Genomic DNA, 21,994 nt, shown 5'->3' on the forward strand with positions numbered 1-21,994 from the left:
ACTCAGCTCCGGTAATCGGCATTGATACGCACATAGTCATAGGAAAGATCACAGGTCCATATCTGCTCTTCTGCCGACCCGCGCCCGAGATCGACATGGATGGGGATCTCCGCCCGCGCCATGACCGCCTGCCCCACCTCTTCGGTGTACTCCGCAGCACGGGCGCCATTGCGCACGATACACAGATCGCCGAGATGAATCTGTACCCGTTCAACATCGAGATCTTCCACGCCCGCCGAGCCGATGGCCGCGAGCAGGCGGCCCCAGTTGGGATCCGAGGCAAAAAAGGCCGTCTTGATGAGGGGGCTGTGGGCCATCCGATACGCCACCTGCAGACACTCGGATTCGCTGCGTCCGCCGCTGACCCGGATGGGGATGAACTTGCTGGCACCCTCACCGTCGCGGACGATGGCCTGCGCCAGTTCGGTCGCCACCTCGGTGATTGCGTCGATCAGGGCGTCTGCCTCACCCAGCGCCAGAGGCACATTCCCCGCCCGCCCCGTGGCGATGAGCATGCAGGCATCGTTGGTGGACATGTCGCCATCAACGGTGATGCGGTTGAAGGAGCGATTCACCGCCTGCTTCAATATCGGCTGCAGGGCCTCCGGCGCAACGGCGGCATCGGTAGCGATGTAGGCGAGCATGGTCGCCATATCCGGCCGAATCATACCGGAGCCTTTAGCAATACCGGTGACGGTGACCTGTTTGCCGGCAATATCGAGCTGCCGCGAGCTACCCTTGGCCACCGTATCGGTAGTGCGGATGGCATCGGCGGCCTCCAGCCAGCGGTCCTCGGCCAGGGCTGGCAGACAGCCCGGCAAGGCTGCCGCAATCTTGCCCGCCAGGTCGATCGGCTCCCCAATCACCCCGGTGGAGAACGGCAGGACCTGCTGCGCCGCACAACCCAATGCCGCAGCTACCACCCGGCAGCTATCCTCGGCAGCACGCAGTCCCACCGCCCCGGTCCCGGCATTGGCGTTACCCGTATTGATGATCAGGGCACGAATGCCTTGACCGGTGGCGAGGTGTTCCTCGGCCACCAGGACCGGCGCCGCACGAAAACGGTTGCGGGTGAAGACACCTGCCACCTGCGTCCCGGGAGCGAGCTCCATCAAGGTAAGGTCGCGACGCGCGGCATAGCGGATCTGGGCCTCGGCTATGGCAAGGCGGACGCCGGCAACCGGTAGGAGGGAACGGGGAGGATCGAGGGCAACGGGCATGACAGTATCTCAGGCGAGGCGACCACAACAGTGTTTGTATTTTTTGCCGGAACCGCATGGGCAAGGCTGGTTACGACCCACCTTTTGCACCTGTACGGGCAGCGCCGCCGCCCCACCCAAGGCCGCTACGGCGGGCAGGTCACGGTCCTCGTCTTCACTGGAGCCACCAGGCAGGTCGGGGTGCTGGAAGACCAGGCCCTGATTCGTCGGCCGGCTTGGGAAGAGACTGCTCCAATCCATGGCTTCGGCAGGCGTCTCGCTGACCGGGCTGACCTGCACATGCGACAGGGTACTGACGATTTCTTCGCGCACCCGTGCCAGCATGGCATTGAACAAGGCCAAGGATTCGCGCTTATACTCCTGCTTGGGGTTCTTCTGTGCATAGCCGCGCAGGTGGATGCCCTCGCGCAGGTGGTCCATGCTGGCGAGGTGATCTTTCCACTGGCTATCGAGCACCTGCAAGGTCACACTCTTTTCCAGATGGCGAGCCATTTCCTCACCCATCAGTGCCTCGCGCTCCTGCCAGCGGGCACGCACCGCCGCCAGAATCCGCTCCTGCAACCCTTCATGGTTCAGGGTACGATCGGCTGCCAGCCATTCCCCCACCGGGAATTTTTCCGCGAAAACCCGTTCCAGGACCGTTTCCAGACCAACAATATCCCACTGCTCTTCCATGACGCCCGCCGGGGCATAGTCTTCGAGCAGGGCTTCCAACACATCGACCCGCAGGGAGTCCACTTCGCTTTGCAAATTGTCGCTGTCCATGAAGGCGTTGCGCTGGGCGTAAATGATCTTACGCTGTTCATTGGCGACGTCGTCATATTCGAGCAGCTGCTTGCGGATATCGAAATTGCGCGCTTCGACCTTGCGCTGGGCGTTTTCGATGGACTTGGTCACCCAAGGATGCTCGATGGCCTCCCCCGGCTGCATGCCAAGTTTCTGCATCAGTCCGCCCAGCCGATCACTGCCAAAGATCCGCATGAGCGGGTCTTCCAGAGACAGGTAAAAGCGACTGCTGCCAACGTCGCCCTGGCGCCCGGCACGCCCCCGCAACTGGTTGTCTACCCGCCGCGACTCGTGGCGCTCCGTACCAATGATGTGCAGACCGCCAGCCGCCAGAGTCTTGTCGTGCTCCGCCTGCCAGCCATCCCTCAAGGCCTGCGCCAGTTCCTCCTTGGCGACATCGTCGAGATCAGTACGCGCCTTGATCATCTCCACTTGATGCTCGACATTGCCACCGAGAACGATATCCGTACCGCGGCCGGCCATGTTCGTGGCGATGGTTACGGCACCGGATTTTCCTGCCTGGGCAATGATTTCCGCCTCGCGCTCGTGCTGCTTGGCATTGAGCACGGAATGGGGGATTTTTTTCTGTTGCAGACGGCGCGACAAATATTCATTGTGCTCAATGGAAGTCGTACCCACCAAAACAGGTTGCCCGCGCTCTCGACAGGCCTCGATATCGGCAATGATGGCATCCCATTTTTCCGCCGCCGTACGGTAGATCTGATCGGCCAGATCCTTGCGCTGAATGGGTCGGTGGGTGGGAATGACGACTACTTCCAGGCCATAGATCTGGTTGAGCTCGAAGGCCTCGGTGTCAGCAGTGCCAGTCATGCCCGACAGTTTGTCGTACATACGGAAATAGTTCTGGAAGGTGATGGAGGCTAGGGTCTGGCTTTCGTTCTGGATCTCTACGCCCTCCTTGGCCTCCACCGCCTGATGCAGGCCATCGGACCAGCGCCGGCCGGTCATCATCCGGCCGGTAAATTCATCAACGATACAGACCTCACCGTCGCGGACGATGTAATCCGTTTCGCGATGGTGGATATGATGCGCGCGCAAGCCCTGATTCAGGTGATGTACCAGATTTACGTTCTGAATGTCGTAGAGGTTGCCCTCGCTCAGCAACCCATTATCGAGCATCAGTTGCTCCGCCTTTTCGACGCCCTCTTCCGTGAGCAGCACCTGCTTGGCCTTTTCATCGATAGTGAAGTCCTCATCAGCGATAAACTGCGGGATGAGCTTGTCGACTTTTTGGTAGAGATCGGTGTTTTCCTCGGTGGGCCCGCTGATGATCAGCGGCGTGCGCGCCTCGTCGATGAGAATGGAGTCGACCTCATCGATGATGGCGTAATGCAGGCCGCGCTGCACCCGCTCGGCGGGCGAAAAGGCCATATTGTCACGCAGATAGTCGAAGCCAAACTCGTTGTTGGTGCCATAGGTGATGTCGGCGGCATAGGCCGCGCGGCGCTCCTCGGGCGAAAGATTGGCAATGATGGTCCCAACGGACAGGCCTAGAAAGCGGTGCACGCGCCCCATCCACTCGGCGTCGCGGCTGGCCAGGTAGTCGTTGACTGTCACAACATGAACGCCTTTGCCGGTCAGGGCATTGAGGTAGGCCGGCAGAGTGGCGACCAGGGTCTTGCCCTCGCCGGTGCGCATCTCGGCAATCTTGCCCTCGTGCAGCATGTAACCGCCGATCAGCTGCACATCATAGTGAAACATCCCCATGACGCGGCGCGCCGCCTCGCGTACGGTGGCAAAGGCCTCGGGCAGGATACTGTCCAGTGGCTCCCCGTTCCCGACCCGCTCGCGCAGTCGCGCCGTCTGCCCCTGTAGCTCGGCGTCGCTCATGGCGTGATACTGTTCCTGCAAGCCATTGATCCGGGCAACTACAGCGCGGGCTTTCTTGATCAGGCGGTCGTTGCGACTGCCCACCACATGACGGATGATGGTTCCCAGCATGAATGCCAAAACTCTAAGTCAAAAAAATATGCCCGAGGGTAGCACGAAGCCCGCGCGGACGAAACGTCGCGCCCGCGATCAGATCGGCCCGGCGCTCGCAGCGGTGTTTCGTCACGGACAGGAGCTGCACGCCCGGCAGCAGGACTGGAATGCGCTGCTGAGCCTGGAAGCCCAGGAACGCACCTGGCTCGTGGACTGGCGCGATGGCACCTTGCAGGTCTTGGTGGAGAGCAGCGTCTGGCTGGCCTGGTTACGACGCCATCAGAAACGCATCTGTCAGCGTTGGAATGCGCGTTTTCCAGAGTATCCGACGGAACGGATCGTGGCCACGGTACGCCCATGGCAATCGCAAGCGTCTGCGTCGCGGCCGCCTGCCGCTACCCGCATCTCCGGACCCGCGCCGGACGCCCTGCGCGAGTTGGCAGAAAACAGCGACGGCGCCCTCGGCGCCGCCCTCCAACGACTGGTCCGGACCCTGGATCAGGCAGGGACCGCCGCCAGGGAATCCACAAAGGAAAACGGCGCCTTCTCCAGCGAGGGATAATCCACATATTCCCAGGCATCCTCGCGCTGCAGGAGCAGGCGCAGAAGCTGATTGTTGAGGGCATGCCCCGCCTTGTGACCAGAGAAATGTCCCAGCAACGGATGCCCCAGCAGGTAGAGATCGCCGATGGAGTCGAGGACCTTGTGGCGGACGAACTCATTGGCGTAGCGCAGGCCATCCTCATTGAGCACGCGGTAGTCATCAACGACGATGGCGTTATCGAGATTGCCCCCCAGGGCCAAACCCATGCGCCGCAAGGTTTCGACCTCGCGCATGAAGCCGAAGGTGCGCGCCCGCGAAACTTCCTTCAGATAGGAGGTGTGGGCAAAGTCGACACTAACTTCCTGACCGCCATTGCGTACCACGGGATGATCGAAGTCGATGGTAAAGCTGACCTTGAAGCCATCGAAGGGCTCGAGACGCACCCAACGGTCGCCATTGCGCACCTCCAGGGTCTCGGTGATGCGAATGAAACGTTTGGGGGCATTCTGCTCCTCCACCCCGGCGCACTGGATGAGGAATACGAAGGGCGCGGCACTACCGTCCATGATCGGGACTTCCGTACCGTCCAGATCCACATACACATTGTCGATGCCGAGGCCGGCCAGGGCAGACATCAGATGTTCGATGGTGCCGACGCGAATTTCCCCATCGCCGATATTAGTAGACAGTCGCGTGTCGACCACATGCAAAGGATCGGCCTTGATGTAGGCCTTGCCGGGGAGGTCACTACGATGGAAGACGATTCCCGTGTTCACTGGCGCTGGGCGCAAACCAAGATACACCTTCTTGCCACTATGCAGCCCAATCCCGGTGCCCCAGATCATGTTTTTCAGAGTGCGCTGTTGAATCATCTACCTTTTTGCGATCGCCGGGATCGCCCTCCCACGGTTCACTAGAGCCAACGATACAACGACTGTTGCGAAGTTACAACTTTATTCTGTCGCGCCAGTGTAATGCCACCCTTCAGGGCTGCGCAATCAAATTTGATATCCATTCACGATTCCCCACCCAATCCCCCACACGTTCTGATACACTAAATACTCCGATATTACGGTGAAACATCCCACTAGACATTTTGAGGACCCTTGCATGGCAACACCGAGCAACAAGAAGACCCTGATGACGCTGTATTCCGCGCAGGACTGCGTCTTTGCCCATCGCGTTCGCTTTGTACTGGAAGAAAAGGCCATGGAGTATCAGGTAATCGATATCGACTTCGCTGACAAGCCGGAAGACCTCTTCGCGCTGAATCCCTACGGCGAAGTGCCCACCCTGGTCGACCGTGATCTGGCCGTCATCGAATCCTTCTTGATCATCGAATACCTCGACGAGCGCTTTCCGCACCCCCCCCTGATCCCTGCCGACCCCATCTCGCGCGCACGCGTCCGGGTGGGGCTGATGCAATTTGATCGCGACTGGTTCAACCCCCTGTTCCGGCCAGGTTACAGCGAGCAGGACAAAGTCGCCGCCAAGGACTCTTTGCGTCGTTCCCTGGCCCAACTCAGCACCCTATTCAGCCAGCAACGCTACCTTTTCGGTGATGAGCTGTCCATCGCCGATTGCGCCCTGGCACCACTGCTGTGGCGCTTGCCAAGCCTGGGCATCGAGATTCCCAAGGCGGCCAAGGCTACCTTAGATTATGCAGAACAGATTTTTGCGCTGGAGAGTTTCCAGCGTAGCCTGACCCCGTCAGAAAAAGCGCTGCGCTGATGGCGCTTTCGGTAACCGGTCTCGATCACCTCGCGGCCGGACTTTTCGCCCGTTGCCAGCGCGATCCCGACGGAAATATCGCCTGGCAGCGGGTGGGGGAAGAGTTTCTTCCCCTGCGCGCCGCCGACTTTGCAGAAACCGTGCGGCGCCGCGCACGGGGTCTGAACCGGCTTGGAGTACGCCGGGGCGACCGGGTCCTGCTCATGGCCGCCAATTCCGTCGATTGGGCCATTCTCGATTTTGCCATTCTCAGCATTGGTGCGGTTACCGTGCCCCTCTACGCAAGCCTCGGGGCGCGCGAGATTCACTATGTTCTGGGGGACTGTAGCCCCAGTGTGATCCTGTTGCAGAATCAGGAGATCTACAGCCGTCTGGAACCCGCGGCCTGGGGTGTCGCGCCCAGTCATGTCTTTCTGCAAGAGACCGCGACGGGTCTGGCCGGTTGGCAAGACCTGGACACCCTGGGGGGCGACGAGGAGGCACCAGCGTTCCCCGCAGAACCCCTGCGACGGCAAGACCTCGCCAGCATCGTCTATACCTCGGGAACCACGGGCTGGCCCAAGGGCGTCATGCTGAGTCACGATAACTTTCTCAGCAACATCGAGGGCTTTTTGCACCTGGTACCATTACGCGCCGGGCAACGACTGCTTTCGGTGCTCCCGCTCAGCCATGTCTTTGAACGTGCCACCGGCCATTTTGGCGGCTATCTGCTGGGTCTGGAGACCGCCTATGCCGAACGGCCCGATACTGTGCTGCGCGATCTGGCCGCTACCCGTCCCGATCTGTTGATTGCTGTTCCACGCATTTTTCAAGTGCTCTACGAACGCACTTTGCGGACTCTCAACGATCGCCATGACTGGCTGGGGAAATTTCTGCGCCAGGGCGTGGGGCTGGAAGGAAAAACGGCGGCGAACTGGCAACAGGCGACAAGCAGTTATCTGCTGCGCAAACAGCTGCGCAAGAAGCTCGGTGGGCGCCTGCAGTACTTCGTCTCCGGCGGCGCCGCTTTGGACCCTGCCATCGCCCAGTTTTTTCTGCGACTGGGCCTGCCCATTCTCGAGGGCTATGGCATGACCGAGGCGAGCCCGGTCATCGCTGCCAACCCCCTCAATGCCATTCACCCGGGAAGCGTGGGCAAGCCACTGCCCAATCTCGAGCTGCGCATTGCCGACGATAGGGAAATCCTGGTGCGCGGTCCGTCCATTATGCAGGGGTACTGGAACAACGATGCCGCCACCCGCGAGACCGTAGTGGAGGGCTGGTTGCATACTGGTGACGTGGGCGAGCTGGATGCCGATGGATATTTACACATCACCGAACGCAAAAAAGAGATCATCGTCAACAGTGCGGGGGAAAACATTGCGCCGCAGAAGATCGAGCTGCGGCTGTGTAGCCAGCCCCTCATCGCCCAGGCCGTCGTCTTTGGCGACCACCTTCCGTATCTGATTGCGCTGCTCTACCCGAATCCCGAGATCGTGCGTGACACTTTGGGGGAGAGTGCCGATGCGCGGCAGCTCGAACACGCGCTCCGGCAAGCCGTTAATCAGGCCCTGCAAGGCCTGCCGAGTTTTGAGCAGGTGCGGCGCTTCGCCATCCTGCGCGAGCCCTTGAGCGAAAGTGGGGGCACCCTTACCCCCACGCTGAAGGTGAAGCGGCGCCGAGTCGCGGAACGTTATGCCGCCGAACTCGCCGCCCTACAGCGCTGATTCCGTGCTTCGGGCTAGTCGCCCATGCGCCCATGTTTGTTTATTGCGGCACTGTTGCCCCAGACTCCCAGGTTCTGCACCTGTACCCCCACCCACCAATACTCCGCCACGCTGTCCTTGCCATGCCCACCCACCAGTGCCTGGCCCGGTGCTAAATGGACATGCTCCAGAAATTGCTGCGCCGCGTCCCTCGTGCGAAACACCGACCACGCCACCACCCGCTCCATGGGGGTCACGGACGGCAGCTCATGCGCTTCATCCAGAAATGTATCATCGATCATGGCAGTCTCTCCTCAGATCACGTTGTATTGTAAGTATAGTTCCAGTCTGGCGGGGCGTGCCGAGTTGTACCGCGCCGCAAAGTGCGTATAGTGCGCGGTGGAGTGAGTCAGACGACCGCCGCGGAGCAATCCGGGGAGGAAAGTCCGGGCTCCACAGGGCAGGACGCCGGCTAACGGCCGGGAGGCGTGAGCCTACGGAAAGTGCCACAGAAAACATACCGCCAACGCGTGTAAACGCCGGTAAGGGTGAAAAGGTGCGGTAAGAGCGCACCGCGCTCCCGGTAACGGGAGTGGCAGGGGAAACCCCGTCCGGAGCAAGACCAAATAGGCGCACCAAGCTGTGGCCCGCAGCGTGCGCGGGTAGGTTGCTGGAGCCGGCTCGTAAGGGCCGGCCTAGAGGAATGGTCGTCCACGACAGAACCCGGCTTATCGACTCACTCCACTTTTCCCCACCTGCTAGCCATTCTCGTCGTTCAGGAAAAACTTCACTTAAATTCATATGCTTGTCGACTTTTCCTCAGAAATCGCACGAAAATCACTTCAGAAATCGCTAAGATACCGAAAAGATGAGTCTTTTTACCTTGACACGAACAAGACCCGTCCTTACCCTTAACCGTGTGGGAAGAAGTGGGGCAAAGTGGTAAAAAACGGAGAGCCACCCGGTCATGTTTCGCGGCACGCATTGTCATACTCTCGACAGCAAGGGACGTCTCAGCGTGCCGGCGCGGTTTCGCGACCAGCTCAACGCCCTCTGTGACGGGCAGATCGTGCTGACCATCAACCCCACCAACGAAGCGGCCGAGCGCTGCCTCTGGGCCTATCCTCTGCCGCGCTGGGAGGAAGTCGAACGACAAATAGCCGCCCTCCCCAACACCCAGGCCAGCGTCCGCCGCTTCCAGCGCATCTTCATCGGCCACTCAGAAGAACTCCGTCTCGACAACCAGTCCCGCATCCTCCTATCCGCCAATCTGCGGCAATACGCACAGATCGAGCGCGACGTGGTGCTAGTGGGGCAAGTCAGCAAGTTCGAGATCTGGGATGCAGCGCTGTGGCAGCAACAGCAGACTCTATCGCCTGATGAGGACCTGCTCGCGAGCCTTGGAGATTTGCAGCTATGAGCGGCGCCCACCAGCCAGTTCTGCCCAACGAGGTGCTTGCGGCACTGCAGCCGGTTTGGCAGACTCCAGGGCCACGGCGCTTGGTGGACGCCACCGGGGGAAGGGGTGGCCATAGCGTCCTGCTCCTCGCGCAGCTGGCCGTCGATGATCGGCTGTGTATCTTCGACCGCGATCCGGCGGCTATTCAGGCGCTGGGCGAACGCTTTGCCGACGATCCGCGCGTGGACTTGGTCCAAGCCCCCTTCGACGCCCTGGCGCAACTGCTGGAAGCACGCGGCTGGCTCGGGCGGGTGGATGCCATCCTCGCCGATCTGGGGGTTTCGTCGCCGCAACTGGACGAGGCCGAGCGTGGCTTCAGCTTTTTGCGCGATGGCCCGCTCGATATGCGCATGGACCCCAGTCAGGGGCTGTCTGCCGCCGAGTGGCTGGCGCAGGTGGAGTTTCGGGAGCTGCGACGCGTGCTGCAGGAGTATGGTGAAGAGCGGGCGGCAACGCGGATCGCCAAAGCCATCATCGCCCAGCGTCAAGACGCCCCTCTTCTGCGTACCCGCGAGCTCGCGGAGCTGATCGGCGATCTGCTCCCTGCAGGGAAAGGGATCCACCCCGCTACCCGGAGCTTCCAGGCAATTCGCATCCAGGTGAATGACGAACTGGGTCAACTGCAGCGCTTCCTGCCCCAGGTCTTGGCCGCTCTGCGCCCCGGTGGAAGGCTCGCCATCATCAGCTTTCACTCCCTCGAAGACCGCTTGGTCAAGCGCTTTTTCCGCGCGCACGAAGCGCGTCCTGATCCCCGCCTGCCGTTGCGCGCCGCGGAACTGCCCGCCCAGCCCTGGGTCGAGATCAGCCCCGCTATTCGTGCACAGGAGTCAGAAATCGCCAAAAATCCCCGCGCCCGTTCCGCCGTGTTGCGTGCCGCTACCAAGAATCCGGAGTATTGTCATGCGTCGTAGCACCATCCTTCTCGTCGCGCTGATCACTCTCACCCTCTTCGGCATCGTTGCTGCACGCGAAAACAGTCGGGCGCAATTCATTCATCTGCAGGCCCTGCAAAATCACATTTTCACCCTCAACAATCGTTGGGGGCAGTTGCAATTGGAGCAAGCGACTCTGGCTTCCGATACTCGCGTTGGCGACATTGCGCATCAAAAGCTAGGGCTGGAGGCACCGAAAAACAGCCAGATCGTCATGGTGAAAGCCCGGTGAACGGCCTGGCGGAATCGTCCCTGCCCAGCTGGCGACCGCGTCTGATCTTCGCGGTATTGGGCGCTGGATTTTGTGCCATTTTCTATCAGTCCTGGCAGACGCAGGTGGAGCAGAGCGCCTTCCTGCGCGCCCAGGGTCAGCAGCGTTACCAGCGGCAACTGCCGCTTCCGGCGCCGGCGCGCGGGGAGATCTTCGACCGCTATGGTCAGCCCTTGGCCCTATCGGTGCCCAGCAGTACCCTCTGGGTAGACCCCAAGGTTTTTGCGCAACAGCAGGCGCGCTGGCCAGAACTGGCCAGGGTCTTGGGAATGTCGTCAGCAGAGATTGGCAAACGCCTGCAACACAGTGGTAGTGCCTTTGCCTACCTGCTTCGACAGGTCGACCCGCAACTGGCTGCACGAGCACTGGCCCTGGGCATCCCCGGGCTGCATGAATTGCAGGAGTACCGACGCTTCTATCCCAGCGGGCAGATCACCGGTCCATTGCTGGGTTTTACCAATATCGAAGGAGTTGGTAGTGAAGGCCTGGAACTGGCCTATGATAACATCCTGCGCAGTCGAGCCGGCCAGCGCGAAGTTCTGCGCGATAATCATGGGCACCTGCTGTCCAGCGCCCCGGAAAATGTCAGCCACCCAGGCCAGCCCCTGACCCTGACGATCGATCGCCGCCTGCAGTATGCGGCCTACACGGCTCTGGCGGCTGCCGTGCAGCGTTTCGCCGCGCACACGGGCTCTGCGGTCCTTCTCGACGCCCACAGTGGTGCCATCCTGGCAATGGTCAACTATCCGGCGAGCAATCCCAACGATCGGGAACACTATGATCCCGCCGGTGCCACGGATCGCGCCATTACCCACACCTTCGAACCCGGCTCGGTAATGAGCCCTTTGCCGTGGCAGCGGCCCTGGATAGCGGCAGTATCCAGGCCGGCAGCCGCTTCGATGTCGACACCGACTGTTTTCGCGTCGCCAGTTATTGCATTCAGGATGACGCCCGGCATGGCACCCTCGATATCGCGCAGATTCTCAAATATTCCAGCAACATCGGCGCAGCAAAGATTGCTCTGCGTACCCCTGCGGCAGATCTCTATGGCTTGCTCAGCCGCGCTGGGTTCGGGCGATCCGTGGGCCTGGCCCTGCCCGGCGAGAGTGCCGGCCGCTTACCCGCCTATCAACAATGGGGGCCAGCGGCGCATGCTGCGATTGCGTACGGCTACGGCATCTCGGTTAATACCCTGCAGCTGGCCGCCGCCTATGCGGCGATCGCCAATGGGGGTGTCTATGTCCAACCACACCTACTCAAGGGGCAACAAGGCGAGGAGCGCCGAGTGATGGCGGCCAGTACCGCCGCCGAGCTGCGCAATTGGCTGGCCGGGGTCGTCGCGTCCGGGGGCACCGGCTTTCTCGCTGCCATCCCCGGCTACACGGTAGCTGGCAAGACCGGCACGGCGGCCATGGCCAACGGCAAAGGGGGGTTTCATCGCCATCAGGTGAATACTAGCTTCGTCGGCTTTGCGCCGGCGCAGAATCCGCGTTTTGTGATGGCGGTGACAGTGCGCGACCCTACCCAAGGCTGGCGCTATGGCGGCGTCGTCGCGGCACCGGTCTTTCGTAGCACCATGAGCGTGGCCTTGCGCAACGCCGGTATTCCGCCGCAGGCAGGAAGCGCCCAGGCTATCCACCCACGGAGCATTGCCGAACAGCAGCGCTGGGCAGAAGGAGCGGGTGATGTCCAGCACTGAAACCCTCGACTACCTCCTCCCGGAATTGCAGCCAGCACGAGCCATTCCCATTACCGGCATCGACAGTGACAGCCGCCGCTTGCCCGAAGGGGGGCTCTTTGTCGCTCTGGATACGCGCCATGGACCCACGGCGCACTTTCTGCCCGATGCCTGGCAGGCAGGTGCCGCCGCTGCCATCGTCGAGGCCGAACACGAAGGGTTTACCGACACCGAAGCCGGTCCGCTATGGTCGCGCCCCGATGCCCGCGCGCTCCTGGGGCTGGCCTTGCGGCGCCATTACTGCTGGGACGCGGACGCAACCCCCCGGCTCATCGGCGTGACCGGGACCAATGGCAAGAGTAGTGTGACGCGGCTGATCGCCCAACTGGCACCGGCGCCGGCGCAGATCATCGGCACCCTCGGCTATGGGCCGGTGGATGCGCTGCAGGCACTGCCCAACACTACCCCCGAGGCGGTCGAGTTGTGGCGCCTACTGGTCGCGGCGCGTGCTGCCGGCGCACAGACGGTCAGTATGGAGGTTTCCTCCCACGCCCTTGCCCTGGGCCGGGTGGCTGCGGTCCCCTTCCACGTTGCTGTCTTCACCAACCTTACCCAGGATCATCTCGACTTTCACGGCGACATGGCGAGTTATGGGGCAGCCAAGGCACGGCTCTTTCAGACGCCGGAACTGCAATACGCCGTCCTTAATGCCGATGATCCCTTCACTGCGCAACTGCGGCAAAGCATCGCAGCGCAGGTAGAGGTTCTGGACTATGGCTTTGACGCGGCTGCCATCAAAGTGCGCGACTACCATCCGGGTGCCAGTGGCACTCTGCTGGAGCTGGATACGCCCTGGGGGAGACGTCGCTTGCGCAGTCCTCTGCTCGGGCGCAGCAACACTTACAATCTGCTGGCGGCCCTGGCCTGCGCTGCGGCTCTCGGCTGGGAGATCGAAGACGAGCAGATTGCCCACCTCAGCCTGCCGGTCGGACGCTACCAGTGCCTGCCGGCTGTACCGGGCAAGGCGCGGGTGATGATCGATTACGCCCACACCCCGGATGCCCTGGATGCCGTCCTGCAAGACCTGCGTGCCATTGCCAAGGGGAAGATCACGCTGGTCTTTGGTTGCGGCGGCGATCGCGATCGCGGCAAGCGTCCGCAGATGGGCGCCATTGCCGCGCGTCTGGCGGATCGGGTGATCGTCACCGACGACAACCCGCGCATGGAAGACCCGGAACAGATCACCAACGAGATTCTGACCGGAATTCCGAGCGGTCGGGCGACCGTAGAACATAATCGGGCACGCGCCATCCAGCTGGCCATCGCCGATGCCCAGTCTGGCGACTGGGTACTGATCGCTGGCAAGGGTCACGAGAGCTATCAGGATCGCGGCGGTCAGAAACAGCCCTTCGCTGACGCGCAGCACGCAGAGGAGGCGTTACGTCAATGATCGAGCTGAGTCTCCGGGAAGTCGCCAAGATCTGTCATGGGAAAACCCTCCCTGGCAGCCCGGCAGAACTGCGGATTCGCGGACTCAGTAGCGATAGCCGCAGCGCGCAACCCGACACGCTCTTCGTTGCCCTCTCTGGGCCACATTTCGATGCCCATGACTTTGTTGCCCAGGCACGCAGCAACGGCGCCGCGGCCGTGCTCGTCAGCCGGGCGATGGCGGAGCCCGGAGTCTTGGTCACCGATACCCTGCAGGCGCTGCAAGACCTCGCTGCCGCCTGGCGCCAGCGTTGTCCCGCCAAGGTCATTGGCGTTACCGGTTCCTGCGGCAAGACCACGGTCAAGGAGATTCTCGCGGCAATCCTGCAGGAAACCGGTCCCGGTATCGCCACCCAGGGCAACCTCAACAACCATATCGGCGTTCCCCTGACCCTGGCGCGCCTCAGCCAGACGGACCGCTATGCGGTGGTCGAAATGGGGATGAACCATGCCGGAGAGATTCGGATGCTGAGCCGTCTGGCCACACCGGATCTCGTCATCATCAACAACGCGGGGACGGCGCATCTCGAAAACCTGGGGACGGTAGAGGCCATCGCCGCGGCCAAGGGGGAAATCCTCGATGGCTTGGGCACCCACGGCATCGCCGTGCTCAATGGGGATGATCGCTTTTGTGAGGAATGGGCGGCGCAGGCGCCTGGAGAGGTCTGGCGTTTCAGTCTGGAAGACCGGCCTGCACGCGTTCGCGGCGCCTGGCAGGCGAGTGCGACGGGCGGGGAGATGCAGGTGCGGGCTCCGCAGGGAACCTTTGATCTGCAGATTCCCCTGCCCGGCCGGCACAACGGCGCCAATGTCCTGGCGGCGGTTACTGCTGCCCTGGCCCTCGACACCCCGATCGCTGCCATTGTGCGTAGCGTCGCCCAGCTGCGCGGCGTCTCCGGACGCCTGCAGTGGGTCGCGGGGCGGCAGGGCAGCCGTCTCCTGGACGACAGCTACAACGCCAACCCGGCGAGTCTGGAGGCAGCGATGCAGGTCCTGGCGCAGCAACCAGGTCGGCGTTTTCTGGTTTTAGGGGATATGGGCGAACTAGGCCCGGAGGCGCGCAGTTACCACGCCCAGGCGGGGAAACGCCTGCGCGAACTGGGCATCGACGGGCTCTTCGCCACGGGCCCCCTGAGCGCGGCAGCGGTGGAGGCCTTCGGCAGCGGCGCCAGCCACTTCGCCGGGATCGACGCCCTCGTTACCGCCCTGCAGCCAGTGCTGGCGGGCGATGTCACGGTGCTGGTGAAGGGTTCTCGTGCCGCCCATATGGAAGGGGTGATTACTGCCCTGCGGCAGGAGGCTGGCTGAAATGCTCTATTATCTTCTGCTCCAGCTCCAGAGCCTCTACCATGGCTTTCATGTCTTCTCTTACCTGACCCTGCGCGGGGTCTTGAGTATCCTCACCGCCCTGGTCCTGTCCCTGGGTCTTGGGCCCATCGTCATTTCCCGTCTGCGCCAGTACAAGATTGGACAGATGGTGCGCAGCGACGGGCCGGAGACCCATCTCAGCAAACAAGGCACCCCGACCATGGGTGGGGCGCTGATTCTGCTGGTCGTTCTGTTGACCACCCTGCTCTGGTCCGACCTCGGCAACCCCATGGTCTGGATTGCCATGCTGACGACCCTCGCCTTTGGCGCCGTGGGATTCATCGATGACTGGCGCAAGTTGCGCCGCAAAAACAGTAAGGGCCTCTCGGCGCGCGGCAAATATGGCCTGCAGTCGCTTTTTGCCATCGCGGCTGCCACGGCCCTGTATTTCTGGGGCCAGGGGAGTCTACCCCACAGCCTGATCGTGCCTTTCGTCCCGCACGTACTGATTCCACTGGGCATCGGCTTCATCGTCTTCAGCTATTTCGTCATTGTCGGTACCTCCAATGCCGTCAACCTTACGGATGGTCTCGACGGACTCGCCATTGTCCCCACGGTGATGGTGGCTGGGGCTCTGGGCATCTTCAGTTATGTGGCAGGCAATGCGGTATTCGCCAACTATCTCGAGGTTCCCTTCGTCCCTGGTGCCGGCCAGTTGATCATCTTCTGCGGCGCGCTGGTGGGAGCAGGACTGGGCTTTCTCTGGTTCAATACCTATCCTGCCGAGGTCTTCATGGGCGATACCGGCGCCCTGGCCCTGGGAGCCGCCTTGGCCATCGTTGCCATCGTCGCCCGGCAGGAGTTGGTGCTGGTGATCATGGGTGGAGTCTTCGTGGTCGAGACGCTCTCGGTAATGATCCAGGTCGCGTCTTTCCGCCTGACCGGCAAGCGCGTATTCCGCATGGCGCCACTCCATCATCACTACGAAAAGAAAGGCTGGCCGGAACCACGCGTTGCAGTCCGCTTTTGGATCATTACCGTGATCCTGGTCTTGATTGGCCTGTCGAGTCTGAAAATCCGATGAAGAAGACCGACTGGCGAGCACGCAAGGTGGCGATAGCAGGGGCGGGCAAGACTGGGGAATCCCTGCTCCGTTTTGCCCTGGCGCGGGGGGCTCAGTGCTCCTTGTGGGATACCCGCGCAACATTGGACGCGCAAGGCTGGCGGGAACGGTATCCGGGAGTCCATATCCATTTTGGTGACTGGCCAGAGGATGCCTTTTTGCCGTACGAGCGGGTGCTTTGCAGTCCAGGATTATCGCCCCTTACCCCAGCCCTGGCGGCAGCGCGGCGAGCGGAGATCCCGCTCTGGGGCGATATCGAGCTTTTCGCGCAAGAGGTGCAGACGCCGGTCATCGCCATCACCGGCAGCAACGGCAAAAGCACCGTCACCACCCTGATCGGAGAGATGGCGCGAGCCGCGGGACTGCAGGTGGCGGTGGGGGGAAACCTCGGCACCCCGGCACTGGAATTGCTGCCGCAGGAAGGGGCGGCGGAGCCGGAACTCTACGTCCTCGAACTGTCCAGCTTCCAGCTGGAATACTGTGAGAGCTTGCGTCCCCGTGCCGCGACCATCCTCAACATCAGCGCGGATCATCTGGACTGGCATGGTGATTTTGCCAGCTATGTCGCCGCCAAGTGGCGCATCGCTCGGTGCATGAGCGCTGGCGACACTCTGGTGCTGCCTAGCCAGGATGCGGAGTTGCAAACGCTTCCTAGCAACCTTTCTGCACAACTCTCATTACGCCGTTTTGGGCTCGGTGCCGCAGGGGAGATTGTCGACGGGCAGATCGTCATCGACGGCAAGGCACTCCTTCCCATTAGTGAACTCCGTATTCCCGGACGCCATAATCAGGAGAACGCCCTGGCAGCAGCATTGTTGGCACGCGCGGCAGGGATTCCGCAGGCGGCCATCCGGCAGACCCTACAGAATTTCACTGGTCTACCGCATCGCCTGCAGTGGGTGGCGACGGTAGATGATGTCGAATATTTCGATGATTCGAAAGGCACCAATCTCGGCGCCAGCCTGCGCGCCATCGAGGCCCTTTCCGGCCCCTTGGTCCTGATCCTCGGCGGCGACGCCAAGGGTGCTGATCTCCAACCTCTTGCGGCAGCCTGTGTCGGACAGCGTGGCGCTGTGCTTCTGGGTAATTCAGAAGAGGAACTGGCAAGAATCCTGGCTGGCAAGCTACCCATCCGTCGTACCGGACAAAGCGGCATGTTGGAATGCGTGCGTCAGGCCGCCGCCCTCGCCCGACCTGGCGATCAGGTACTGCTCTCGCCGGCCTGCGCCAGTCTCGACATGTTCCAGAACTATCATGACCGCGGACAGCAGTTTACCGCTGCCGTCCATGCCCTGGCAGGAGCTTCCCATGCGTAAGCCGAGTTGGTGGTTGGCGGAAAACGGCAAGGCCGACACCGTATTGTGGTGGATCCTGATCATCCTGCTCTGTTTTGGCTTGGTGATGGTCTACTCGGCCAGCGCTCCGGTGGCCCAACAGGAAACCGGCAATCCACTGTTTTTTGCCGAACGGCAGGTGCTCTATGCCATCCTCGGACTCACTGGGATGTACTACATCAGCCGCATCGACCTGGAATTCTGGGAACGCATGACCTTCCCACTCATGGGCATCTCCCTCATTGCCCTGCTGGTGGTCTTTGTGCCGGTCATCGGCGTGGGGGTGAATGGCTCGCACCGCTGGATCAATTTTCTGATCGTCCGCCTGCAACCCTCAGAGCTGCTGAAGTTTGCCCTGCTCCTGTTCATGTCCCGCTATGTGGTGCGCAAGGGAGAGCTGCTCGGCGATTTCAAGGAGGGGCTCTGGCCGATCTTCATCCTGCTCTTCGTCCTCGGTGTGCTACTGCTCTTGCAGCCGGATTTTGGCTCCTTCTTCATGGTCGTGGCGATCACCGGCACCCTGCTCTTCCTGGGCGGATTACCGATGCGCTATGTGCTCTTTGCCGGTATCGTCGCTGGCGCGGCCCTGGGGGTACTTGCCGTATCTGCTCCTTATCGCCTTGCCCGCATTACCTCCTTTTCCAACCCCTGGGCCGATCCTTATGGCAGCGGCTTCCAGTTGGTGCAATCTCTGATTGCTTTTGGTCGCGGTGGGGTGTTTGGAGTGGGACTGGGCAACGGTATCATGAAGTATTTTTACCTGCCGGAGTCCTACACCGACTTCATCCCGGCGGTGATCGGCGAAGAACTCGGGATGATCGGTATCTGGGCCCTGATCTTCCTCTATGCGGTGGCCTGCTGGCGCATCTATCGCGTTGGTCGTCGCGCCGCCGCGGCCGGTGATGCCTTTTATGCCCTCTTCTGTTACGGCACCCTGATCTGGTTTGGTGGCGAGGCGGTGATGTCCCTGGGCGTAAACCTCGGGGCCCTGCCGACCAAGGGCTTTGCCCTGCCCTTGATCAGTTATGGCGGCAGCGCCCTGGTTTTTCTCTGCGCTACCTTGGGAGTGGTGCTCGCGGTGAGCCGCCGCTATCCGCCGCTTGCCAAACGGGCGAAGGTGCAGCAAGTAAAGGCTGAGGAGGTGGCGCATGGCTAGGGGCGTCGTCATCGCTGCCGGCGGTACCGGCGGGCACATTTTCCCCGCCCTTTCCGTGGCGCAGGAGTTGCGTGCGCGAGACGTCGCCGTCGACTGGATCGGCACGGCGCAGGGCATGGAACAGCGTCTGGTACCTGCCGCAGGCTATTCTCTACACCAACTGGACATGCAGGGCCTGCGCGGAAAGGGCTGGCAGCGTTGGCTGAGCGCGCCCTGGCGCCTGGGGCGAGCGGTACTGCAGGCGCGCCGGATCCTCCGCCAGTGCGGCGCCGAAGCGGTATTGGGCATGGGAGGCTACGTCTCGGCCCCCGCCGGGATTGCCGCCTGGAGCCTGGGCCTGCGCCTTTGCCTGCATGAACAAAATGCCATTCCCGGACTCGCCAATCGATTGCTCGCTCCCTTGGCTGCCCAGGTTTTTGCCGGCTTTCCCGATATCGGGCTCAAGAAGGCCCGCTGGGTGGGTAATCCGGTACGCGCGGAAATTGCCGCTTTACCCGCGCCAGCGCTACGCTTTGCGCAACATCAGGGCAAAGCGCGGATTCTGATCATGGGGGGCAGTCAGGGCGCCCAGGTGCTGAATGAGATCTGCTCTGCCACCCTGATCAAACTGCCGCCGGAGCAGCGGCCGGAAATCTGGCACCAATGCGGCAAGACGCATCTGGAAAAGACCCAGGCGGCCTACGCTGCCGCAAACGTCCCGGCGCGGGTCGATGCGTTCATCGACGATATGGCCGCGGCCCTCGCCTGGGCCGATCTGGCGATTTGCCGGGCCGGCGCGGCAACGGTGGCGGAGTTATGCGCTGCCGGCCTCGGCAGTCTGCTGATTCCATTCCCCTTTGCCGTAGATGATCACCAGGCGGCCAATGCCCGTTTTCTGGAAGACGCCGGAGCCGGTCGCATGCTGCGTCAGGAGGGGCTCGACGCGGCGCAACTGCACAGCGTTCTGTTGCCACTGCTCGAGGATCCGTCACTGCGACTGCGCTGGGCCGAGGCGGCCCGCCGTCAGGCGCGGGTAAACGCCGCGCAGGATGTCGCCGATGCCTGCGAAGGAATTGCACATGCGTAACTGGGTGCGGCAAATCCATCTGGTGGGCATCGGCGGTGCCGGCATGCGGGGTATTGCCGAGGTCCTGCTCAATCTGGGCTACGCCGTCTCCGGCTCCGATCTGCGTCCCGGCCCGGCGACCCTGCGCCTCAGCGATCTGGGCGCGAGCATCTTCAGTGGTCACGCGGCCGCCAATGTGCGCGGCGCAGATGTGGTGGTCGTCTCCTCCGCCATCCACGATGACAACCCCGAGATCGTCGCCGCCCGGGAACAGCGTATCCCCGTCATCCGCCGCGCGGAGATGCTGGCGGAGCTAATGCGCTTCAAGCAGGGAATCGCCATCGCTGGTACCCACGGCAAGACCACCACCACCAGTCTGGTGGCCAGCATCCTCGGGACAGCAGGCCTGGACCCCACCTTTGTCATTGGGGGACGCCTGAAAAGTGCCGGAACCCACGCCGCCCTTGGCAGCGGTGAGTATCTGGTGGCAGAGGCGGACGAATCCGATGCCTCATTTTTGTACCTGTCTCCGGTAATGGCAGTGGTCACCAATATCGATGCCGACCACATGGAGACCTACGGCAATACCATGGGGCAATTGCGCGCCGCCTTCCTGCAGTTTCTGCAGCGTCTGCCGTTCTATGGCCTGGCAGTACTCTGTACCGATGAGCCCATGGTGCGCGGCTTGCTGCCGGAGTTGCGCACACCGGTGCTTGGCTATGGGCTGGCCGAGGATAGTGACCTGCAGGCACGCAACATTCGCTATTGCGGTCTGGGTAGCGAGGTCGAGATCTGGCGCCGCGTCGATGGTCAGGCGGTGCACTGGTTCGACCTGCAACTGAATATCCCCGGCGAGCATAATGTCCTCAATGCCCTGGCAGCCATTGGCATCGCCAGCAAAGTGGGAGTCAACCAGGAAATCATCGCCGAGGCCCTGGCCGGGTTTCGAGGAGTGGCAAGACGCTTCGAGCTGCTCGGCGACTGGCAGGGGTACACCATTGTCGATGACTATGGTCATCACCCCCGGGAACTGGCCGCCACCATCGCCGCCGCGCGCCGAATCTGGCCGCAGCGCCCCTTAGTACTACTCTTTCAGCCACATCGCTTTACCCGTACTCGGGACCTCTTCGCCGATTTTGTGGAAGTTTTGGCGCAGGCCGACCGCAGCATCCTGCTCGATGTCTATGCGGCGGGAGAGGCCCCCATCAGCGGCGCCGACAGTGCCAGCCTGGTAGCCGCCCTACAACAGCAAGGAGCCGATGCCATACATCTCCCCGGCGCCTTGCAGCAGCCAGCACAAATCCCGATCCAGCTACCCGAGAATGCGGTGCTGCTCTGTATGGGGGCAGGGAATATCAGCCAGCTTGCCGGGGCTTGGGATGCGGTTTTTGGCAAGGGGGCACCGGCATGATCGGTGGTCGTCTGCGCCTCGGTGAATCTCTGGCCCGCCATAACAGCTGGCGGGTAGGGGGTGCAGCAGAGCGTTTCTATATACCCGACGCCATAGAAGATCTGGTCGGTTTTTTGCGGAATTTTTCCCAGGGGCCGATCACCTGGCTGGGCCTCGGTAGCAACGTCCTGGTGCGCGATGCCGGCCTGCGCGGGACGGTCATCTGTCTTGCCCATGGACTAGATCAAATGACGATCGGCGAGCATAGCGAACTGGTTGCCGAGGCCGGGATTTCAGCGGTCAAACTCGCCCATTTCGCCGCCCGCAATGGTCTCGCCGGTACGGAATTTCTCGCCGGGATTCCCGGCACCCTGGGCGGTTGCCTGGCCATGAATGCCGGTGCCCATGGTGGAGAAACCTGGCCCCTGGTGGAGTGGGTCGAACTGCTCCACCCCAACGGTGAGCTGGAGCGCCGTCCTGCAGCCGCGTTTCAGGTGGGCTATCGCTCCGTACGCGGCCAGGGCGATGCCTGCTTTGTGCGCGCCGGGCTGCGTTTGTCCGCGGGAGAACCTGATGCACTGCGCGCCCAGCTGCGCGCCTGGCAGAGCCAGCGGGCGGCGACCCAGCCCCTGTCCTGGCCGAGTTGTGGCTCGGTCTTCCGCAACCCCCCTGGCGACCACGCGGCGCGTTTGATCGAGGCGGCAGGACTCAAGGGACGTCGCATCGGCGATGCCGAAGTGAGCATGCAACACGCCAATTTCATTCTCAATCGCGGACAGGCTCGCGCACGTGAAATCGAGGGCTTGGTCATGGAAGTGCAGGAAACGGTACGCCGTCGCTTCGGCGTTGTCTTGCAGCCTGAAATGCGTGTGCTGGGAGAAGATTTTGATGAATGAGGGC

General features: G+C 62.1%; 19 protein-coding genes, 1 other RNA gene and 1 pseudogene. 17 read left to right on the forward strand and 4 right to left on the reverse strand.

The annotated features are described in order from the left end of the window. Window positions 1-2 precede the first annotated feature (2 nt). The gene (gene argJ / locus AC2VNM_RS01560; protein WP_483164756.1) at window positions 3-1,220 is read right to left on the reverse strand and encodes a bifunctional glutamate N-acetyltransferase/amino-acid acetyltransferase ArgJ; all 1,218 of its coding nucleotides are present in this window, start codon (window positions 1,218-1,220) and stop codon (window positions 3-5) included. 9 nt (window positions 1,221-1,229) lie between these two features. After that, a complete protein-coding gene (gene secA, locus AC2VNM_RS01565) occupies window positions 1,230-3,968 on the reverse strand; it encodes a preprotein translocase subunit SecA (RefSeq protein ID WP_486912750.1) in 2,739 nt (912 codons plus the stop codon). Here secA and AC2VNM_RS01570 point away from each other — a divergent pair. Then, a complete protein-coding gene (locus tag AC2VNM_RS01570) occupies window positions 3,967-4,512 on the forward strand; it encodes a DciA family protein (protein WP_483164754.1) in 546 nt (181 codons plus the stop codon). The genes secA and AC2VNM_RS01570 overlap by 2 nt on opposite strands. Here the strand turns inward: AC2VNM_RS01570 and lpxC are convergent. Next, window positions 4,449-5,366, reverse strand: a complete 918-nt coding sequence (gene lpxC, locus AC2VNM_RS01575) for a UDP-3-O-acyl-N-acetylglucosamine deacetylase (protein ID WP_483189398.1) — start codon at window positions 5,364-5,366, stop codon at window positions 4,449-4,451. The genes AC2VNM_RS01570 and lpxC overlap by 64 nt on opposite strands. 238 nt (window positions 5,367-5,604) lie before the next feature. Between lpxC and AC2VNM_RS01580 the strand changes: the two genes are divergently transcribed. Further along, window positions 5,605-6,225, forward strand: coding sequence for a glutathione S-transferase N-terminal domain-containing protein (locus AC2VNM_RS01580; protein ID WP_483164752.1), 621 nt, complete (start codon window positions 5,605-5,607; stop codon window positions 6,223-6,225). Continuing rightward, window positions 6,225-7,931, forward strand: coding sequence for an AMP-dependent synthetase/ligase (locus tag AC2VNM_RS01585; protein WP_486912751.1), 1,707 nt, complete (start codon window positions 6,225-6,227; stop codon window positions 7,929-7,931). Before AC2VNM_RS01580 ends, AC2VNM_RS01585 begins: the two co-directional genes overlap by 1 nt. A 14-nt stretch (window positions 7,932-7,945) precedes the next feature. On the opposite strand, the gene AC2VNM_RS01590 is transcribed toward AC2VNM_RS01585, so the two are convergent. Then, the gene (locus AC2VNM_RS01590; protein WP_483164750.1) at window positions 7,946-8,212 is read right to left on the reverse strand and encodes a hypothetical protein; all 267 of its coding nucleotides are present in this window, start codon (window positions 8,210-8,212) and stop codon (window positions 7,946-7,948) included. Between the two features lie 99 nt (window positions 8,213-8,311). Here AC2VNM_RS01590 and rnpB point away from each other — a divergent pair. The 14 genes and pseudogenes from rnpB to murB all read left to right on the forward strand — a co-directional run bounded on the left by rnpB (window position 8,312) and on the right by murB (window position 21,990). Further along, window positions 8,312-8,657, forward strand: an RNA gene (gene rnpB / locus AC2VNM_RS01595) — RNase P RNA component class A. A 220-nt stretch (window positions 8,658-8,877) separates the two neighbouring features. Then, complete coding sequence (gene mraZ / locus AC2VNM_RS01600; RefSeq protein WP_483164749.1) at window positions 8,878-9,330, forward strand: division/cell wall cluster transcriptional repressor MraZ; 453 nt, start codon at window positions 8,878-8,880, stop codon at window positions 9,328-9,330. Beyond that, window positions 9,327-10,280: a 16S rRNA (cytosine(1402)-N(4))-methyltransferase RsmH gene (gene rsmH / locus AC2VNM_RS01605; RefSeq protein WP_483164748.1), complete on the forward strand. Its 954-nt coding sequence runs from the start codon at window positions 9,327-9,329 to the stop codon at window positions 10,278-10,280. The genes mraZ and rsmH overlap by 4 nt, the downstream gene beginning before the upstream one ends. Continuing rightward, entirely contained in the window at window positions 10,270-10,533 is a 264-nt protein-coding gene (ftsL, locus tag AC2VNM_RS01610; protein WP_483164747.1) for a cell division protein FtsL, read from the forward strand. Before rsmH ends, ftsL begins: the two co-directional genes overlap by 11 nt. A gap of 224 nt (window positions 10,534-10,757) precedes the next feature. After that, window positions 10,758-11,351 (forward strand): annotated as a pseudogene (locus tag AC2VNM_RS01615) (peptidoglycan D,D-transpeptidase FtsI family protein); the annotation flags it as partial. Between the two features lie 71 nt (window positions 11,352-11,422). Then, on the forward strand, window positions 11,423-12,271 hold the full coding sequence (locus AC2VNM_RS01620) for a penicillin-binding transpeptidase domain-containing protein (protein ID WP_486912752.1): 849 nt from the start codon (window positions 11,423-11,425) through the stop codon (window positions 12,269-12,271). After that, complete coding sequence (locus tag AC2VNM_RS01625; protein ID WP_483164745.1) at window positions 12,258-13,700, forward strand: UDP-N-acetylmuramoyl-L-alanyl-D-glutamate--2,6-diaminopimelate ligase; 1,443 nt, start codon at window positions 12,258-12,260, stop codon at window positions 13,698-13,700. The genes AC2VNM_RS01620 and AC2VNM_RS01625 overlap by 14 nt, the downstream gene beginning before the upstream one ends. Further along, window positions 13,697-15,046 (forward strand): UDP-N-acetylmuramoyl-tripeptide--D-alanyl-D-alanine ligase, encoded by a 1,350-nt coding sequence (locus AC2VNM_RS01630; RefSeq protein WP_483164744.1) that lies wholly within the window; start codon window positions 13,697-13,699, stop codon window positions 15,044-15,046. The genes AC2VNM_RS01625 and AC2VNM_RS01630 overlap by 4 nt, the downstream gene beginning before the upstream one ends. 1 nt (window position 15,047) lies before the next feature. Further along, window positions 15,048-16,130, forward strand: a complete 1,083-nt coding sequence (gene mraY, locus AC2VNM_RS01635) for a phospho-N-acetylmuramoyl-pentapeptide-transferase (protein ID WP_483164743.1) — start codon at window positions 15,048-15,050, stop codon at window positions 16,128-16,130. Next, window positions 16,127-17,485, forward strand: a complete 1,359-nt coding sequence (gene murD / locus AC2VNM_RS01640) for a UDP-N-acetylmuramoyl-L-alanine--D-glutamate ligase (protein ID WP_483164742.1) — start codon at window positions 16,127-16,129, stop codon at window positions 17,483-17,485. The genes mraY and murD overlap by 4 nt, the downstream gene beginning before the upstream one ends. Further along, window positions 17,478-18,659 (forward strand): putative lipid II flippase FtsW, encoded by a 1,182-nt coding sequence (ftsW, locus tag AC2VNM_RS01645; RefSeq protein WP_483164741.1) that lies wholly within the window; start codon window positions 17,478-17,480, stop codon window positions 18,657-18,659. Before murD ends, ftsW begins: the two co-directional genes overlap by 8 nt. Then, window positions 18,652-19,725 carry an undecaprenyldiphospho-muramoylpentapeptide beta-N-acetylglucosaminyltransferase gene (gene murG, locus AC2VNM_RS01650; RefSeq protein ID WP_486912753.1) on the forward strand — a complete coding sequence of 358 codons (1,074 nt, stop codon included), beginning with the start codon at window positions 18,652-18,654 and terminating at the stop codon, window positions 19,723-19,725. Before ftsW ends, murG begins: the two co-directional genes overlap by 8 nt. After that, window positions 19,718-21,115, forward strand: a complete 1,398-nt coding sequence (gene murC, locus AC2VNM_RS01655; protein ID WP_486912754.1) for a UDP-N-acetylmuramate--L-alanine ligase — start codon at window positions 19,718-19,720, stop codon at window positions 21,113-21,115. The genes murG and murC overlap by 8 nt, the downstream gene beginning before the upstream one ends. Continuing rightward, window positions 21,112-21,990, forward strand: coding sequence for a UDP-N-acetylmuramate dehydrogenase (murB, locus tag AC2VNM_RS01660; RefSeq protein ID WP_483189403.1), 879 nt, complete (start codon window positions 21,112-21,114; stop codon window positions 21,988-21,990). Before murC ends, murB begins: the two co-directional genes overlap by 4 nt. Window positions 21,991-21,994 lie beyond the last annotated feature (4 nt).

The organism is Acidithiobacillus sp. TH-A67, from assembly GCF_057473545.1.